Raw genomic sequence first — 18,435 nt, forward strand, 5'->3', positions numbered from 1 at the left:
TATGAACTATGCTTTGATTATTGCCGGAGGCTCTGGAAACAGAATGGGACAGGATATTCCCAAGCAGTTTATCAACGTTTACGATAAGCCTGTACTTATCTATACGCTGGAGAGTTTTCAGCGTCATCCGATGGTAGATGCTATCGAGGTAGTTTGTCTTGATGGCTGGCATGAGGTGCTCTGGGCCTATGCCCGCCAGTTTAATATCACCAAGCTTCAGGCCGTTGTGGCTGGTGGAAACAGTGCCCAGGAGAGTATCCGTAATGGTGTGTACGACTTGGAGAGCAAGGCTTCGGCCGATGATATCATCATCATTCATGATGGTATCCGCCCCTTGGTAGATGATACCGTACTGACGGATGTGATTCAGAAAGCCATGAAATATGGCAATGGTGTCACATCATTACCTTATAATGAGCAGATATTCATTGTAAATCCTGATGATGAGACAACCACCAAGCAGTATATTCCTCGCGAAACGTTGCGCCGCGTGTCAACACCTCAGGCTTATCAGTTTAAGAAACTGGATGAGGCTTATCACGAGGCATTCGAGAAGGGCATAGGCATTCATGGTTCTTCTTATACCAATACGATGATGGTAGAGTTAGGCGAGACACTGCATTTTGCTGCAGGATCAGACAAGAACATCAAACTGACCACGAAGGATGATCTGGAGATGTTCAAAGGTTATATGAAAATGGATAAGGACACATGGCTGAAGTAACATCACTCAATAAGCAGCATCCTCTCTATCAGGAGGATTTGGCGTATATTGCTCAGGTGCCAGGCATAGAAGGGTTGTATGGTAAATCATTCCTGATATCTGGTGCTACAGGCTTGATAGGTGTTTGTTTGATAGATGCCTTGATGCATCTGAATAAGCAGGGCGCTGGCATTGAGATTTATGCGCTGGGGCGCAGTCGCGAAAAGGCTGCTCAGCGTCTTGGCGAGTATTTCGAGGATAGTCATTTCCACTTTGTAGAGCGCGAGGCCTCAGAATCGCTTCTGGAGTTGCCTCAGGTGGATGTGATCATTCCTTTGGCTTCTAACACCCATCCTCTGGCCTATTCAAAATATCCGATTGAGACCATCAATATCAATGTGAAAGGTGCCGAACAGGCCCTTGAGAAAGCTCTGGCTTGTGGTGCAAAGGTGCTTTATCCATCAACAGTCGAGGTTTATGGCAATGCCCGTGGTGATGATGATTTTACAGAGGATTATACAGGCAAACTGAACTTAGCCACTTCTCGAGCATGCTATACAGAGTCGAAGCGACTGAGCGAGGCTTTGTGCCAGTCGTATATCGCTGAACGTGGCGCACAAGTCAAGATAGCCCGCTTGAGTCGTGTGTTTGGTCCAACCATGCTGATGAGCGACAGTAAAGCCTCGTCGCAGTTCATCCAGAAAGCGCTGGCAGGCGAGGATATCGTACTGAAGAGTAAGGGCGAACAGATCTTCTCTTATACCTATATGGCCGATGCCGTACGCGCTATGCTGCATGTGCTGTTGCATGGTGAGAATGGTGTGGCCTATAACATCTCTAATGAGTTGTGTAATGTGCGTTTGAAGGATTTTGCGCAGCTATGTGCCGAGTGGGCCAACAAGCAGGTAGTGTTCGAATTGCCTTCAGAGACAGAGCAGAAGGGCTTTTCGATTGCTATGCGAGCTGTGCTCGACAATACCCGTTTGAAGGGATTGGATTGGAAGCCCCAATATACAATGAAGGATGCCGTATGTCGTACGTTATCAATATTAAGTCATGAATAATCCCTATCTGCAGAAGTATAAGGAACAGCAGCTACGTGCTTGCCAGCTCAAACAGTTGTCGATTCTCGAAGAGATAGACCGTATCTGCCAGAAGCATCAGATTGGCTATTGGCTCGATGGCGGCACGCTGTTGGGGGCTGTTCGTCATGGAGGCTTTATTCCTTGGGATGATGATATCGATATAGCCATGCGTCAGGAGGATCTCGACCGTTTTGTGAGTGTGGCACCCTCAGAACTTCGCGAAGGTTTATTCCTGCAGACGCCACAGATAGAACCACAATCTAAAGAGCCTATCGTAAAGGTGCGCGATTTGAATTCGTTTTATGTGGAGGGGGCAGATAATTTTGCTGCCGACTATCAGAAAGGGCTTTATGTGGATATATTCCCCATGATAGACTATCCCACGCTGCCCAAAGCATGGGTGAAGCGCATCACACTGGGCATTTCCAAGAGTTATTCCATCTTGCATAAAGCGCATTATTATTCTTTGAGATCGTTTGCAGAGTTCTTCTGGTTTGGAGCGAAATACGTTTTCAATAAATGCCTTTGGAATGTGCTTTGCGCCGTTTGTCCCAAGAATATCTATCTGTCTAATATCCTTATTAATAATGGTTATGGTATCATGCATCGTCAGGATGCTGTTTTTCCATTAGGTACTATCACCTTCGAGGGCAAAACATTCAGTGCCCCATGCAATCCTGATGCCTATCTGAGCGATCTCTATCGTAACTATATGGAGATTCCGCCTAAAGAGAAGCAGAAGATTCATTCTGTATTCATCATGCCCGAACTGATATGAAATATCCCGCCAAGACCGATATAGCCGTATTGCTGTTGTTTTTTACGCGCAGCGACACATTCCGCCAGGTTTTCGAGGCTGTAAAAGAGGCTCGTCCTTCTAAGTTGTTTCTTTATCAGGACGGTCCGCGTGGCGAGAAGGATATGGCTGGCATAGAGGCCTGCAGAGCCATTGTGAGCGACGAGAATATCGATTGGGAGTGCGAGGTGCATCGCCAGTATCTGGAGCATAATCAGGGCTGCGATCCCTCAGGTTTTCGTTCGCATCAATGGGCATTCTCGTTGGCCGATAAGGTGATAGTGCTTGAAGATGATGTGGTGCCCACCCAGTCGTTTTTTCCTTTCTGTAAGGAGATGCTGGATAAATATGAAAACGATGAACGCATCTCGATGATAGCGGGCTTTAATGTGGATGAGGTAACGCCCGACTGTATGGACAGCTATTTCTTTACCACCGCTTTTAGCATCTGGGGCTGGGCATCGTGGCGTAGGGTAGCTGAGCGCTGGGACCCTTCCTACAGCTTTATGCACCAGCCAGAGAAGCTGCAAAAACTGCAAAGAGTAGCTAAAAAGCGAAATCTTCGCAGCGACATGCTGCAGATGTTCAAAGACCATAGTGAGAGTGGCAAGGAATATTTTGAAACCATTTACTGGGCTGACATGCTGTTGCATGACAGCCTGGCCATTATGCCTGCCAGGAATCAGATAAACAATATCGGACTGATGGCTGACTCAACCCATTTTTCTGCCGACCAGAAGACGACACCTCATCGCATACGCCATCTGTTCACCATGCATCGTCATGAGATGTCATTCCCTATCGTGCATCCCCAGGAGGTTGTTGAGAATCGCAATTATCTGAAGCGGTTATATATCATCAATGCATGGAATCATCCTTGGATTAAAATGATGAACTCTGTCGAGGAACTCTGGCTCAACATGCGTTATGGCCGTTTTTCGAATATCTCAAAAGCTTTCACTCGCCGTATCAGAAAATGGCTGGGCATAGAAAAGCATGCCTGACTTTATAAGACTGTTTTGATAGGCGACAACAGGAAATCCGTCAGCAGATAGCCATTATATATTAAGAGGTATAGTGTTAATACCTCTACACCTATTCTGAGCCACATGGTTTGGTATTTCTTGAAAATGAAGGCTGTAGCGATGGGGAGTACAAACATAAAGTGGGGTGCCATGATGAATATCTCGTTGATGCCAAAGCCTAATACGAGATGGATAAACATATCAAAAGCGGCACACGACAGGCACAACCACAGGAAACGCCTCTTTCTGCCTAACCAGATTCCTGCTATGAAGAGAAGCACAATAATACCTTCGATGATATAGCTTGTCAGCCAATTATAAGATACGAATACTGGTCGGTGCACTAACACGTCCTCCAGGAAATAGTCCTGGTGGAACTGTAGTGATTCGCCAAACAGATTCTCATAGGTAGATTGCCAGCGCGAGGTAGATATGTCTGTCCACTTCAAGAAACCATAGTTCTCCATCGGCTTACCGGTCTTGGCAGCTTGGCGTTGTAATACTATCTTGCGTTGAGCTTGTTTGGCTTCATACTGTTCTTTCTGTTCGGGTGTCATTAGGGCTACACGGGCCTTTTGTTGCTCGGCTCTGTGGGCTTTTCTTTCAGCGCGTGCCTTCTCCTTTGGCAGCACATAAGTGCGATACTCCCAGGTGGCTGTAGTCCAGAGCAAGCCTGCAGGCAGGATAACAGCCAGCAATAGGTATTTGGGACGGAAGAAATCCTTCAGATTCACAAAGAATCCTGAAAGGAATACTTTGATACCATTGCTCAGCGTAACACCTGCTGTGATGTAGAACATGATGGCCGATTGCCACCACTTGAACTCTCTGCCCTTTTTGATACAGATGCCTGAGATATAGAGCGTGATGAGCAGGAGGAACATGGATATCGTAAAGTGGTCGGGCACGATAACCGACATCAGGATATAGGCAAACGAGAAGCAATATACTGTTAGCAGCGTGGCATCCCATTGGGTAAGATCTATCACCTCGCGATGAATGCGATATAGGAAGATGTATGAGTAGTATGAGCAGAATGTGAGCAGCGCAGCCACCAGATACTGCACACAGTTCACACCCAGCAGCCATGTCAGTCCTTCGTTAATAAGCCATAGCGGCCATATCATAAACGATAGCAGCGGATGGCGATACACTTGATATACCACATCCCAGTTGGTCACACCCAGATAGGTTAGTGGGTCGTAACCCGACAGATGCAACTCGTGCTCGAAAGCCTTCCAATAGGGGCCGAAGCCAGGTTGCATGAACAATTCGTGCATACGACTGATAAACAGCATATTGAGCGTGAGGATAACCAATAAGGCTATCATCGACTGCGTACGCTCTTCTGGTTTAATCTTGAATATCTTAAGTGGATTTCTCATTATCTGAATGGTTTATAATATGATTCGTCGGCCAATGCCAGCATTTCTTTGTCGCCACGACTGTCGCCATAGGCTGTGAGATGATAGTCGGCGCGGTTGGGGTAGAGGAATAGGATACGGTTCACTTTTTCCTGTCCGTAGCAGTTCTTGGTGAGGAAACGGCCTGTTAGTTTGCCGTTTACCACTTCTATCTGTGTGCCCAGTACTTTCACTTCAGGAAAGAAGGGTTGTACCCAGTTATCGATAGATGCGCTTACTATCAGCACCTCCGCGCCCTCGTTTTTTGCTTGTTGTATGGCCTTGATGCCTACTGGGCGCAGCAGATGTTGCGATGAGGCTGCAAAGGCTTGGCAGAGGGCGTTAAAATCGCTGATGCTCATATCCTTGCAGAAGTGAGCAAACACTTTTTGTTTGACTTTCCAGTTAGGATAGAGGCCCAGCTTCATCATCACCAGCAGATGCGCATATCTGGCAAACCCCATTGCAAGGGCGCAGGTGCCTTTGGCATAGCGGATAAATGCTAACAGCGTGTCGTGCGTGGTCAGCGTGCCGTCGAAATCAAATGCATACACCTTTTTCATTGCTTCATAATGAGTTTGATGCCCCTTTGCAGTAGCCAGGCAAAGGGAATGGTGATGATGATAGTGAGTAATGCTGTAAGCCAGTAGCCCAGATGGTAGGGGATGATATAAGTCATCACAAAGTGGTCGTGAACCAGATATGCCTCCAGACTAAGTGCGCCAAAGAAAGCACAGAAGCGGTTGAACCATCGCGGCGTGCGGCGGAACACACGATTCAGCATCAGGATAAGCGTGATGGTGAATGGAATGTAGATCATGCGCTCTACAAACAGTGGGAAGCGTCCATGACTATGTTGTTCCAGATAGACACACGAGCTGAAGGTGGCCAGAAAAATGATCAAGATCATCCAGATGGCGGCACCTTCAATCTTTGTTCCCTTTCGCACCATCTCGCCAAAGTTAATACCTATTAAGAAGATGGGTACACGGCTCCAAAAAATCTCGATATGGCCTACTGCCTGGTGCAGTGGTGCTATCCATTGCACCCAGATGCACCACAGTATGAGTAGCACAGGTGTCCAGCGATAGAAAGGGTGCTTCTGAATCAGGAGCATATAGGGTGGTGCCCAAAGATAGAGCATCATAATAGCAGGAATATACCAGAAGGTGAGCTCGTCGTGCAGCCAGAAGTCCCAGTTGATAGTGATATCGCCTATCAGGTCGATATAGTTGCCATGTAGCCAGTCGAATCGTGACATGTAGAAGAGTGATGCCATCACCAGCCAAGTGGGGTAGATGCGCAGCAGGCGGCGCTTATAGAACTGCCATATCTGCGGGTTTTTCATCCATGAGAACCACAGACCGATACCGCTCAGAAACAGAAACATATCTACGCCTACATTGCCACATCGCCTCAGGCCAAAAAACTCGTTGCTACGAGCCAATGGCACGTGAAACAGGATGATGAACAGCATAGCTGCTCCCATCAGTTCTGCGCGATAACGACTGATGTTGGCCAGTTCGATGTCTTTTATCTTCACAGTTTGGGACTTGGCAGTTGGTCAATAATCTTCTTGAATAACCATGAGAGGAACAGAGTGGCCACCACATAGAGCAGCAATCCTGCGTACAGATCGTCATAGATATAAGGGCGTACAAATATCTTTCTTACCAGCGGATGCATCACAAAGATAACAGCCGAGATGCCACCCAGCCATACAAAGAGGTTGAGCACACGCTCTGGCATCAGCTTCACCAGAGGGATAGTGCCCCAAACGATAAGGACAGGCACCCATAGCCAGCGATCGAAACTGGAGCTGAACATAAAGCAGAAGACAATAGCTATGATCAGGTTTAATGCCCAGGCACAGGTGAGCTGATAGCTATTGGTGATGCGCCAGTTCTTGAGCAGTTGTGGCTCGAATCGGGCCAACAACAGTCCCATGCCGAATGGCAGTACGCCGCCCACAAAGTTATAGCGTAAGCGCTCCAGCAACATAGCATCATGTTCGCACGACAGTTGGAAAAGCCAGCATATCACGATAGCACCCACAACGAAACCCCAGTGGCGCCAGCGATAGAACAGCAGATGATAGAGGATGTAGAGCTGCAGCGTGATGCTGAAGTACCAGTAAGGACCTGGCCAAACCACATGCGATGGGTCTTCCAGCAGGTTGGCAAACATGCCCAGCATGGCCACCACATGGGTCCACTCATATCTGTGCATACCTGGGGTGATGGCATCGAGCATGGTGAAAGCCACAAAGCCCACGATAAAGATACGGAACAGCTTCAGGTAGTTATAGCGCACAAAGCGCCATAAGCCTATCTCTGGCAGTTTTCCTTGCTCGTACTTTTTTACCAGTCCGTAGCCACTCAAGAAAAGAAACACAGGCACACCATAATGGCCGAAGAACGACACCAGGTGCATGGGCAACAGCTCGTCGGGGTTCAGTACGAAGTGCCACAACTGGTCGAACTTAAACGCTTGCCAGGTGTATTCGTTCTCTCTCACAATCCCTTTAAGCCAATGGCAGTAATTGTGTAGCATGATGGCCAGGATGGCAACACCACGCATGGCAGAGCATTCTTTTCTTGATAGCAGTTCTTTCATTTCTTCTTCAACTGGTTATAATCGGTCACACCCTTCAGGATGCGGGGGCGTTTCGTGTTGTAAGCAGGACTCACGATGTTGTACTCCTCGTGGTACAGCGGACTGGCGATGCCACCAAAGTACATCAGCAGATGAGGCAGCACATCAGTCATCATCGGACGGTTCTTGGCCTGCTGGATGGCAGCCCAGCCGTATGGGTGACTCTCGCGATATTTGGGTGAGCCCCATATCCAGAATGGAATCTCCATCTCGTTGCAAGCCAGTCGGTAGTCGATGTTAGCGCCGTGCATACGTCCGTAAACATAGGGTTTACCATCGAACATCTCTTCACCATGGTCGGGCATGTAGATCACCACAGCATCCTCATTGGCAAAACGCTGGGTGACAGCCCATACGATTGAGTCGTTATAGCGCACCGAGTTGTCGTAGTCGGCCAGAATCATGCGCTGTTTCTTGGTCAGCTCCGGACGTTCGTACATCTCATGTTTCAGAATCTTATGGGTGCCCTGTGGATAGCGTGATTTATACATCAGGTGCGAGCCCATCAGGTGCAGAATCACCAAGTTGTGTTCCTTGTTCTCCTTCTTCAGTCGGTCGTACTCTTTCAGCACACCCTCGTCATAAGGATAGAGCTGGGTGTTGCGTGTGTCAAAGAGCTTGCTGCTCAGTTCAGGATTGTTCAGGAAGAAACCACCGCTGAAGTCATATACGGCCTCACCAGCCTTCGACTGGAATTGGTTGGTGATAAATGTCACGTGATAGCCTGCCTTGCGGAACACCTCGGGGAAGAGCGGTTTGTCGCACCATTCCTCCTGCTCGCCAACAGCTTGTAGCGACAGGATGTTCTTAAACACATAGCTTGTAAGATTCCAGGGAGCCACCACATCTGTAAAGGGAACGAGACTGCCCTCCTTAGCCATTGCTACCTGACGTGGGGTGGTGGGCATGTTGTAGCCATACAGTTGCGAGTGGTGCTTGTTGTAGCTCTCGCCTATAATCAGTACAATATTAGGCACACGATACGAACAACTGTCGATCTTTACTTCCTGACTGGCAGCTTCGAGCTGTACCAGTTGATTGTCGGCCAACTGATTGGCATAGATGCTGAACAGCAGTCGGTAGATAGGGATATAAAGTTCGGCCTTGTCTTTACGTGTCAGCTCGTGTTCCACCTGACCAACGGTACTGTAAGTAAACGTGCGGTGCATCGCCTCTTTGTTGGGCCATGTTTGCTCGATAGAGGTATAGAGGCACCAACCAATCACTACACCAACCAAAGCCTTGGCACCATCCATCACGATGGGATTCATCATGGGCAGAATCATGCGCTTGCGCGCTTTGCAGAACTGCTTCCTGACAATGCTCCAAACAACATGTATAAGTGCTAAGAGTAGCACCCATCCCACTTTCGAAGTGATAACATCCAGGCTCAGGTAGCCTAGCAGGAACTCGCTGGCCTCCTGACCAGTAGTCTCATTGGCCAGCATCAGCATCGTGGGTGTCAGCGTCGATTCAAAGCGCACGTAGCAATACATATCCACAATGGCTGTGGCATAGAGTATCACGTAGAGCAGCCCTCTCACCCAGAAGCGGATCTTTTTGGGTATCAGCGTGAGCACAACGCATATCACGTAGATATCCAAAAACAGTTCTGGCACAGTAAGTTCGTATGGTTTAGCACCTTTGCCCACCAGATAGACGGGCATCAGTTCTAGTTGGGTACAAATCCACCCCAGCGCAAACATAAACACAAAGAAAGCGCTGTTTTTCTGGATTGGCGTAAACAGATGGCCAATCCATTCTAATGGTTTTATTCTCAGTCCTTTAAGCATAAAGTTTGTGTCTTGTTATATATTCTGCCACAGCCTTTGGCACCAGGTGGTCTATTGGCTTGCCTGCTTTTACAAGCTGACGTATCTCCGTGCTCGATATGTCGATGAGATCCAATCCCTCGACACCGCCTTTGGCGCCCCGACGCGGATAGACCACAATCTGAAAGTTCTCACGGATGTCGTCGGCATGATACCACTTGTCGAATAACTGCCAGTTGTCGCCACCTATCATCAGCACAAACTCGCGGTCAGGATAGTCCTGCTTCAGGGCTTGTAGCGTGTTCCAGGTGTACGATGGTTTGGGCAGATGCATCTCGTAGTCGCTGGCCTTGATGCCTGTTTCACCTTCAATGGCCAGTCGGGCCATCTCCATGCGTATCTGGTCGTCCAGCAAGTCGGCTGTAGCTTTCAGTGGATTCTGTGGCGAAACCATCAGCCACACTTCGTCGAGCCCTGCTTTTTCGCGCAGTTGTCGGGCTAACGAAATGTGACCGTTATGGATGGGATTAAACGATCCGCCAAAAATCCCTGTTCTTATCATTTGATATCCAAAAATTCCTTGATGATGTCAAGTGCGTCGGCTTCGGCATACTCCAGTTTGTCGTTGATGACAATCTTGTCGAATTTCTCGGCAAACGAGAGTTCGAACTCTGCACGTGCTATACGCTGGTCGATAACCTCTGGGGCATCGGTAGCGCGACCTTCGAGTCGTTTGCGCAGTTCGTTGATAGAAGGTGGCTGAATAAACAGGCTCAGTGCCTTGTCGCCATAGAATTTCTTGATGTTCACACCGCCTTTTACGTCAACGTCGAACACCACATTCTGTCCGGCTTCCAACTGGTTTTCCACCTGCGACTTCAGGGTGCCGTAGAAACGGTCGGTATATACTTCCTCGTACTCTAAGAACTCATCATTCTCAATACGCTGACGAAACTCTTCTGGTGTCAGGAAGAAGTAGTCCACACCATTCTGCTCAGTACCACGAGGGGCGCGCGAGGTGCAGGAGATAGAGTAGGCCAGATTCAGTTCCTTATGTTCTCTCATCAACCATGATATGATGGTTGACTTACCAGTTCCGCTTGGAGCTGATATAATGATTAACCTTCCTTTTGCCATTTTTTTACAGCGCATTAAGAACCTGTTCCTTAATCTGCTCCAGTTCGTCCTTCATCTTCACCACGATGTTCTGCATCTCGGCTTGGTTGCTCTTCGAACCGGTAGTGTTAATCTCGCGACCCATCTCCTGAGCGATAAAGCCCAGCTTCTTACCCTGTCCGGCAGGCTCGTTCATGGTGTCGCGGAAGTATTTCAGGTGGTTAGCCAGTCGCTGCTTCTCCTCGCTGATGTCCAGCTTCTCGATATAGTAGATCAGCTCCTGCTCCAGGCGGTTCTTGTCATAGTCGGCTGTAGGAATCTGCTGCAGACCGTCGATGATGCGTGCTTTGATTTTCTCCACGCGACTCTTCTCGAATGGCTCAATCTCACCCATCAGCTTGGCTATATTGTCAATCTTCTCAGTAAACTTCTTCTGCAGGGCTGCACCTTCCTGACTGCGGAAGTCAACCAGGTTTTTCAGCGCTTCAGCCACACCGCCTTTCACTACGGCCCACTCCTCGTCGTTCAGCTCCTCTACCTCGGTCTTTGTCATCACATCGGGCATGCGGAGCAGGGTGTAGAACCAGTCCTCAGGGGCTGGGATACCTGTCTTATCAGAAATAGCCTTAATCTGCTGGTAATAGTTCTCTACCAGCTGTGCATTGATAGGTGTGGGATCAACGGCGATATCCTTTTCTACCCATACGCTCATATCTACCTTTCCGCGTATCAGAGACTCTGCCACCATCTGGCGCATCTCCATCTCTTTCTCGCGATAGAGTGGAGCAATACGTGTGTTCAAGTCTAACTGTTTAGAGTTCAGCGACTTGATTTCTACGTGAATCTTTTTCTCCTTGAATGCTACGACAGCTTTGCCGTAGCCTGTCATCGATTGTATCATGATATACCTATTTAATAATATTTGGCTGCAAAGGTACTAATAAGTAGCCGAAAAACCAAATTTTTTTGCCATTGTGTGAAAATGTTTATTGTATTTGATGATTCTTCACCGTCTCGCCCAGTTCGCGTGCCAGGCGTGATAGGTCGTCGGCAGCTTCTTTCATGCGGCTGGTGATATCTTCTATTTCTTCGGCAGGCAGTATCTCATGGTCGTCGGTAAGGAGCTGCGAAAAGCCGCTGATAACGTTGAGAGGTGTACGTATTTTGTGATACATATCCTGGATGAAAGCCACCTTCTGTCGGTTGGTTTCCATTTTCAGCTCGTAAGCCTGTGTCAGATTGTCGTTCTGCTGTTGCAGTTCGTCATTATATTGGCGGATAGAGTCAACGCTCTGTTCTAGCGACTGTTGCATGCTGATGAAACTGTTAGTGAGTCGGCCCACGCTGTCGTGGCGCTTACTCTTTGGTAGTGGTTTGTCAAACTGTCCCTCAGCTATGCGTTGTGCCTGTTTGTCAAGCAGCTTGATAGGCATCATGGCTCGCCTGATGGTCTGGATGCAGAACAGCATAATCAAGACAAGACCTATGACGGTGATGGTCCACACGATGCTGAGCAGGTGGTTGTAGCGGGCAAAGACGTCGCTTGTGGGGCAGACGATGGCAATGCTCCAGCCTGTGCGTTCCAGCGGGCGATAGAAGATAAAGGCATCGTGATCGTCAACGGTAGTCTTGATCATACCGCTGTGGCCTGCTATCATGCTCTTGCCAAGGGCGTGTATCTGTTCTTTGGATTCGGGGACAGCATCGCTGAAGATGGTTTTACGGAATAGTTTGGTGGTGTCGGGGTGCACCAGATAGGTGCCATTACGCCCAATCATGATGGCCGATGAGTTGGGGTAGGCTGGTAGCGAAGTCACCATCTTAGATAGCCACTTTAGGGTGAGACTGGCTGTGATAGAGCCTAGGTATCGGCCATTGGCATCGCGCATAGGGCAGCAATACGATGTCAGGATGTCGGGCGATGAGAGTGTACCCTCGTTATAGTCGTCGTAGGCATCCACCCAGCAGGCCTTACCCAACTTGCGTGGCGTCTTATACCAAGGCGCCTCGAAATATTCAAACGGTCCTTCGCGCACGGTGGTTATGCTGTCGGGCACATCGTTGATGTCGCCATCGTAGGTCTCCCAATGTCTGAGTGAATAAGCAGAGAAGTAGCGTCCCATCTCTGGGAAGAAGTTGGGTTCCATAGAGATGGCCATACCTGTCAGGAAGTCGTATTGTTTTACAGCCCGCCTTGAGAAACTCAGCAATGAGTCTGGCACTAGATGTCGTGGGGTGGTTTGTGCCAGGAAGTTGGTTACGGTCTCAGTTTCGTCCATGATACCATTGATACGCTCGGCGGTGTTGTCCAACAGATGCATGGCACGATCGATGGCAGCTTGCTGTATGTATTCCTTACCACGACTGAAGAGTAAACCAAAGAGCAAACTGAAGGCAGCCGTGACGATGGCCACGATGATAATACCCAGTTGGATAGAGAGATGCTGTTGTATGTATCGTATTATCTGTTTCATGAGTCAGCAGCTTCTTTTATCAGTTGGTCCAACAATTCAGTTATTTCTTCAGTTCCCTTAGTGATGTTAGCCTCATGCTTGGCATAGTCTTCATCCGACATGATAGTGTGGGTTTGGCAGATAGAGTTGGTGGTGCGACACACCAGCTCTACTGGTGCTGCCATGCGTTCTGTCATGTCGTGCAGGAATTTGGCTTTCTTCTTTTCATAAGCTTGCGCCTGTTCATAGGCAGCCTGCAGTTCGGCATTGTGGGCACTCAGCGTTGTCTGCTTTTGCTGCATCTCGTCCATGTAGGTGCGCAACGACTGCTGCATCTTCTTCAGACTGGATTGCAGTCGGCCTGCCTCATGTTTGGTGTGTGCTTCTGGAATCTGTGTGTCCAAGTCGCCATCGGCTATGCGCTGTGCTGTGTCGGCTAGTCTGTGTAGCGAGCGCAGATGACGAGCGATGACGATGTAGAGGATATAGATAAGCACCAGGATTACACCGATGCTCCAGCAAGCCAGTATGCGGTACATAAAGGCATACCTGTCGTAGATGTCGCTGGCAGGGCACATGGCAGCCAGGCAGAATGGCCTGTTACCCACAGGCTGTGTAAAAATGAACATTTCTTTATTGTCGTACACTAGTTGGCAGTAACCGCTTTCGGTACCAATAATGTTGGCTGCAAGCTGACTGCTGTCGCGTAGGGTCACAAAGATATGTGCGTTGGATAGCGACTGCTTAGGTAGTTCTGCTTCACCGCTCTCTTCCAGTAGGCGTTCCACGCGTTCGCGGCTCACCCTGACTCGTTTTTTCTCCAAGCGCGCCGTTATCTCTTCCTGTTTCAGTGTGTTGTCTATTCGTAGGGCTATATTCTCCAGTCCTTGCAGCGTTGTATCGATGGTTTCGTTGCGGATTCCTTCTTCAGAATAAGTGGCAAGAAGGGCTATGACGATGACGGTTGTTACTACCACAAGTCCTGATACCCAAATAGACAGTTGGGTAGAGAAAGAGGTTCTTATTTTTTGTAGTAACGTCATAGTCAAAAGGGGTTTCTGTGGCAAATATAGGTATTTATTTTGAAAAAAGCACTATTCTTCTATTAATTTTTGTACAAAATGCTGTTTTATTGGCATTTATCTCAAAAAAACAATGTAATTTTGCATGGATGAGAAAGATTATTCATGTGGATATGGACCAGTTTTTTGCAGCAGTAGAGCAGCTGGACCATCCTGAACTGAAGGACAAGTCCATAGCTGTGGGGCACGATGCCGAGCGTGGTGTGGTCTCTACGGCTAGCTATGAGGCGCGCCGTTTTGGTGTCCATTCGGCTCAGTCCATTCAGGTGGCCAAGCGCCTGTGTCCGCAACTCATCATCGTAGAGCCCCATTTCCAGCGTTATAAGGAAGTCTCGGCACAGTTGCATGCCATCTTTCACGATTATACCGACCTGATAGAACCCATCTCGCTCGATGAGGCTTTTCTGGATGTGACTGAGAATAAGCCTGGTATCGAATTGGGAGTGGACATCGCCCGCGAGATTAAGCAGCGCATCAAGGACACTACCGGCCTCACCGCCTCGGCAGGTGTGAGCTATTGCAAGTTTCTGGCCAAGATAGCTTCCGACTGGCGCAAGCCTGATGGGCTCACCGTAGTGCATCCTGACAAGGCGCTCGACTTCATTGCCCAACTCAGGGTGGAGAAGATTTGGGGCGTGGGGCAGAAGACGGCCGAGAAGATGCACATGATGGGTATCTTTACGGGAGCCGACCTGCGACAGATGTCGCTGAGCCGACTGCAACAGGAGTTTGGTAAGATGGGACAGGTGTTTCACGACTTTGCCCTTGGTATCGACAATCGTCCTGTTATCTCCGAGTGGGAGCGCAAGTCGGTTAGCTGTGAGCGCACGTTCGAGAAAGACATCAGTAAGCAAGCCGACGTCACTATTCATCTTTATCATACTGTTCTGGAGTTGGTGCAGCGTATAAAGAAGAGTGAGTTTGAGGGGCGCACGCTCACGCTGAAAGTGAAGTTTCAGGATTTTCAGCAAATCACGCGCAGCATCACCGTCGATCATGTGCTTCGCACCAAAGAGGCCATCCTCCCTTTGGCCAAGCAACTCATGCATCAGGTGGATTTCAGTTCGCACCCCATCCGCCTTATCGGTCTTGGTGTTTCCAATCAGAAAGACACCCCCCAAGACCACCAGCGCTGGATACAGTTAGAACTCGACTTCGAGCCCTGGTCGGTGAATAACCCACAGAATAAAAGTTTGTTATAGTTTTTTTGTTCCCAAGCTGGGAATAAATAGTTCCCTTGTTTGGAACAAAACATTCCCTTGTTCGGAAACATTTTCTCATGAAAAACCCTCCCTTATCTCTCAGGGTTTACCTCTTATCCCCCTGCCTCTAGGGAGGGATGATTGAGAGATGAGGGAGAGATTAGGGAGGGATGAGGAAATTTATTGCGCTTCGAGCAGCAGAACACGACTGCTCCAGTCGGTCTTCTTGCTCCACTCAGGTTCGTTGCGATAAGGCATCTCAAGACCGTGGTTCATCAGATAGGCTCCGCTGAACACCTGGCCCTCGACGTCCATCGGGCGCTGGTCGATACGGTTTAGCTCGTGCACCTTATAGTTCTTGTTGGCATCAAGACCAGCCATCTTTACACGGGGCAGATGCTCATTCTGGAACGACTCGGTCTTCCACCAGAAGAACACCGACTTCGACTTCTGTTCGTTGACATACATCAGCGAGGCCAGGCCCTGCTTGTCGTATGGCGAAACCAGACGGTAGAGATCGCCAAACTGCACGATGGGGCGAATCTGCTTATATTCGGCAATGGCCTTGCGGCAGAGTTCCTTTTCGTCGGCAGTCATATTCTTAGGCTGGATTTCCATACCCAGGCGTCCGCTCATGGCCACATCGATGCGATACTTCATGGCTGTGGTGCGGAATACGGTGTGGTTGGGTGTGGCCGAGATGTGGCAGGCCATAGCGATGGCGGGGAAGAAATAGCTGGTGCCCCACTGCATGTAGATACGCTGCAGAGCATCGGTATTGTCGGAGGTCCAGAACTCATCGAAGTAGGGTAGCACGCCCCAGTTGGCACGTCCGCCACCAGAGGCACAAGCCTGGATGGTGAGGTCGGGATACTTGGCGCGGATGCGCTGACAGGCTTTCTCGAAACCACGATGATACTCGATGTAGAGATGGCTCTGATTGTTCATGGTGAGATACTGCGAACCATGGTTCATGATGGCCATGTTGGCATCCCACTTGATATAGTCGATCTCAGGATATTTGCTCATCAGGTTGTCTACTATCGATACCACAAAATCCTGCACCTTGGGATTGCTCATGTCGAGCACCAGCTGCGTGCCGCCACGACCTTGCACAGCATCGCGCTTGGGAGCCTTGACAATCCAGTCGGGGTGGGCATCGTAGAGTTCTGAAACCGAGTTGGTCATCTCGGGCTCAATCCAGATGCCGAACTTGATGCCGTGTTTCTTGGCATCGCGCAGCAGTCCCTCGATACCTTCGGGCAGCTTGTGGGTATCCACCTTCCAGTCGCCCAGGGCGCAGTTGTCGGTCTTGCGGGGGTATTTCACGCCAAACCAGCCATCGTCCATCACGAAGAGCTCGCCACCCATCGAAGCGATGTCGCCCATCATCTGGTCCATGCCCTGCTGGTTGATGTCGAAATAAACACCCTCCCACGAGTTGAGCAGTATCTTACGCTCCTTGTTGCCATGAGCCAGCATGTAGTTGCGGCCCCACTTATGGAAGTTGCGCGACACGCCCGAGAGGCCCTGCTGTGAGAAACTGAGCGCCACCTTGGGGGTGATAAACGTCTCGCCCTTCTTCAGTTGATAGGCAGAATTGTCGGGGTTGATGCCTGCAAAAAAGTAATGATATTCAGTATCATCGGTCTCTATCTTGAGCTGATAGTTGCCTGAGTAGCAGAGGGCAGCGCCAATCACGTCGCCGCAGTTCTCCTGGCCCTTGCCGTTGAGCGAGAACATCACCTCGGCATGGTCGGTGTGCGCGTTGCGTACGCCATCCTTATTCTTGATCACCTTCTGTCCTGACAGTATAGGCTCCTCTACAAGCTGAGCTTCGTTGCCCCATGAGCCATGTAGGTGCGACAGCCACACATTGCCCCTGCGGATGGGCAGCGAGATGGAGGCAAACTGGGTAAGCGTGACGGGCTTGGCCTCGCCATGCTTGATCTCAGTCCAGGTTTCAATCATATCCTCATCGAAATAGGCTTTGTAGCAGAGCACTACCGATACAGGGTATTTGGGGTCGCTAAGTGTGATCTGCTTGAGCTGGCCCTGAGTAGTTACATCGGTAGCGTAGAGTTCGGTTGACAGGTTGCCATCAGCATGCGTCATGGCCACAGCTGCCTCGGCAGGACAGTTCATACCATAGGCTGGATAGGCATCCATACGGCCGCCGCGAACACCCTGCAGATGCTGCAAGTCGTAGTCGGTCAGTTTGGCACCGTAATACACGTACTGTGGCTGTCGGCCAGTCTCTACATCAAGCACCATCGTGGTGTTTCTGGTTTGGATGACCACCTGCTTGGCCCAAACCGTTGAGGCCGAGACCATGAGGAAAGCAAAGAATAAAAACTTTTTCATTTTTTAGTTCAAATTTGGTTGTTAGTCAATAATCTGAGCGCAAAGGTAATAAAAAATTTGTTTATCTCAAAAAAAAATGGTTACTTTGCATACCAAAGTGTAATAAAGAGCAAAATAGTACATCATGAACACACTGGATATATGGATGCTGGCAGTAGCGCTGGCTATGGATTGCTTCACGGTATCAATCGTGAGTGGTGTCATTGTGCGCCGTTGGTTATGGGCATTGATACTGCGTTTGGCCTTCCTGTTTGGACTGTTTCAAGCCCTGATGCCGCTGGCGGGATGGCTGGCTACCAACCATTTTAGCGAGCAATTGGAGTTTATCGACCATTGGATAGCATTCGGACTGCTGGCTTTTATTGGTGGTAAGATGATTCGCGAGTCGTTTGCCCCAGAGGAAGAAGAGAAGCAGTTCGACCCCAAGAACCTGCAAACCCAACTGCTGTTGGCAGTGGCTACCAGCATCGATGCCCTTGCCATTGGTATATCGTTTGCCTGTATGGGCTACAGAGACGTGATGCAGATAGCCCAACCACTGGTGGTGATAGGGTTTGTTTCATTCTTGTTCAGTCTCTTTGGCTATCAACTTGGCGTAAGATTTGGAAGGGCGATAGCACGCCGACTGAAACCAGAACTGCTGGGAGGTATCATCCTGTTGACGATAGGTGTGAAAATACTGTTGACCCACCTGATGGTTTGACATAGATCTGCCAAGAACAAAAAAGTTTGCATTTTGTTGTTTTGGTTTCAAACTTTTTATTAACTTTGCACCATGA

General features: G+C 49.1%; 17 protein-coding genes. 6 read left to right on the forward strand and 11 right to left on the reverse strand.

Translation table 11 applies throughout. The features are described from left to right. Position 1 precedes the first annotated feature (1 nt). The 4 genes from T360_RS0100430 to T360_RS0100445 are packed head-to-tail and all read left to right on the forward strand — an operon-like array spanning position 2 to position 3,588. Entirely contained in the window at positions 2–724 is a 723-nt protein-coding gene (locus tag T360_RS0100430; RefSeq protein ID WP_028911030.1) for a 2-C-methyl-D-erythritol 4-phosphate cytidylyltransferase, read from the forward strand. Beyond that, a complete protein-coding gene (locus T360_RS0100435; protein ID WP_028911031.1) occupies positions 712–1,767 on the forward strand; it encodes an NAD(P)-dependent oxidoreductase in 1,056 nt (351 codons plus the stop codon). Before T360_RS0100430 ends, T360_RS0100435 begins: the two co-directional genes overlap by 13 nt. Then, the gene (locus T360_RS0100440; protein WP_028911032.1) at positions 1,760–2,566 is read left to right on the forward strand and encodes a phosphorylcholine transferase LicD; all 807 of its coding nucleotides are present in this window, start codon (positions 1,760–1,762) and stop codon (positions 2,564–2,566) included. Before T360_RS0100435 ends, T360_RS0100440 begins: the two co-directional genes overlap by 8 nt. Beyond that, positions 2,563–3,588: a hypothetical protein gene (locus tag T360_RS0100445; RefSeq protein ID WP_028911033.1), complete on the forward strand. Its 1,026-nt coding sequence runs from the start codon at positions 2,563–2,565 to the stop codon at positions 3,586–3,588. The genes T360_RS0100440 and T360_RS0100445 overlap by 4 nt, the downstream gene beginning before the upstream one ends. A 2-nt stretch (positions 3,589–3,590) precedes the next feature. Here the strand turns inward: T360_RS0100445 and T360_RS0100450 are convergent, their stop codons facing one another. From T360_RS0100450 to T360_RS0100495, 10 genes are all read right to left on the reverse strand, one after another. Further along, positions 3,591–4,994, reverse strand: coding sequence for a DUF6080 domain-containing protein (locus tag T360_RS0100450; RefSeq protein WP_028911034.1), 1,404 nt, complete (start codon positions 4,992–4,994; stop codon positions 3,591–3,593). Beyond that, positions 4,994–5,575 (reverse strand): HAD-IB family phosphatase, encoded by a 582-nt coding sequence (locus tag T360_RS0100455; RefSeq protein ID WP_028911035.1) that lies wholly within the window; start codon positions 5,573–5,575, stop codon positions 4,994–4,996. The genes T360_RS0100450 and T360_RS0100455 overlap by 1 nt, the downstream gene beginning before the upstream one ends. Next, entirely contained in the window at positions 5,572–6,555 is a 984-nt protein-coding gene (locus T360_RS0100460; protein WP_028911036.1) for an acyltransferase, read from the reverse strand. The genes T360_RS0100455 and T360_RS0100460 overlap by 4 nt, the downstream gene beginning before the upstream one ends. Further along, positions 6,552–7,628 (reverse strand): acyltransferase family protein, encoded by a 1,077-nt coding sequence (locus T360_RS0100465; RefSeq protein WP_028911037.1) that lies wholly within the window; start codon positions 7,626–7,628, stop codon positions 6,552–6,554. The genes T360_RS0100460 and T360_RS0100465 overlap by 4 nt, the downstream gene beginning before the upstream one ends. Further along, positions 7,625–9,460, reverse strand: a complete 1,836-nt coding sequence (locus T360_RS0100470) for a phosphoethanolamine transferase (protein ID WP_028911038.1) — start codon at positions 9,458–9,460, stop codon at positions 7,625–7,627. Before T360_RS0100470 ends, T360_RS0100465 begins: the two co-directional genes overlap by 4 nt. Next, positions 9,453–10,001 carry a nicotinate (nicotinamide) nucleotide adenylyltransferase gene (gene nadD, locus T360_RS0100475; protein WP_028911039.1) on the reverse strand — a complete coding sequence of 183 codons (549 nt, stop codon included), beginning with the start codon at positions 9,999–10,001 and terminating at the stop codon, positions 9,453–9,455. Before nadD ends, T360_RS0100470 begins: the two co-directional genes overlap by 8 nt. After that, a complete protein-coding gene (gene gmk / locus T360_RS0100480) occupies positions 9,998–10,576 on the reverse strand; it encodes a guanylate kinase (RefSeq protein ID WP_051523300.1) in 579 nt (192 codons plus the stop codon). Before gmk ends, nadD begins: the two co-directional genes overlap by 4 nt. Before the next feature lie 4 nt (positions 10,577–10,580). Beyond that, entirely contained in the window at positions 10,581–11,456 is an 876-nt protein-coding gene (locus tag T360_RS0100485; RefSeq protein ID WP_028911041.1) for a YicC/YloC family endoribonuclease, read from the reverse strand. 85 nt (positions 11,457–11,541) lie between these two features. Further along, positions 11,542–13,029: a cache domain-containing protein gene (locus T360_RS0100490; protein ID WP_028911042.1), complete on the reverse strand. Its 1,488-nt coding sequence runs from the start codon at positions 13,027–13,029 to the stop codon at positions 11,542–11,544. Then, on the reverse strand, positions 13,026–14,051 hold the full coding sequence (locus tag T360_RS0100495; protein ID WP_028911043.1) for a HAMP domain-containing protein: 1,026 nt from the start codon (positions 14,049–14,051) through the stop codon (positions 13,026–13,028). Before T360_RS0100495 ends, T360_RS0100490 begins: the two co-directional genes overlap by 4 nt. A gap of 128 nt (positions 14,052–14,179) precedes the next feature. On the opposite strand from T360_RS0100495, the gene dinB reads away from it, so the two are divergent. Beyond that, entirely contained in the window at positions 14,180–15,292 is a 1,113-nt protein-coding gene (gene dinB / locus T360_RS14240; RefSeq protein WP_051523242.1) for a DNA polymerase IV, read from the forward strand. A gap of 180 nt (positions 15,293–15,472) precedes the next feature. Here dinB and T360_RS0100505 read toward each other — a convergent pair whose 3' ends face one another. Beyond that, positions 15,473–17,656 carry an alpha-galactosidase gene (locus T360_RS0100505; RefSeq protein ID WP_028911044.1) on the reverse strand — a complete coding sequence of 728 codons (2,184 nt, stop codon included), beginning with the start codon at positions 17,654–17,656 and terminating at the stop codon, positions 15,473–15,475. A 124-nt stretch (positions 17,657–17,780) separates the two neighbouring features. On the opposite strand from T360_RS0100505, the gene T360_RS0100510 reads away from it, so the two are divergent. After that, positions 17,781–18,359, forward strand: coding sequence for a manganese efflux pump MntP family protein (locus T360_RS0100510; protein WP_028911045.1), 579 nt, complete (start codon positions 17,781–17,783; stop codon positions 18,357–18,359). The last annotated feature ends 76 nt before the right edge of the window (positions 18,360–18,435 follow it).

The organism is Prevotella sp. MA2016 (genome assembly GCF_000619825.1).
Lineage (GTDB): Bacteria > Bacteroidota > Bacteroidia > Bacteroidales > Bacteroidaceae > Prevotella.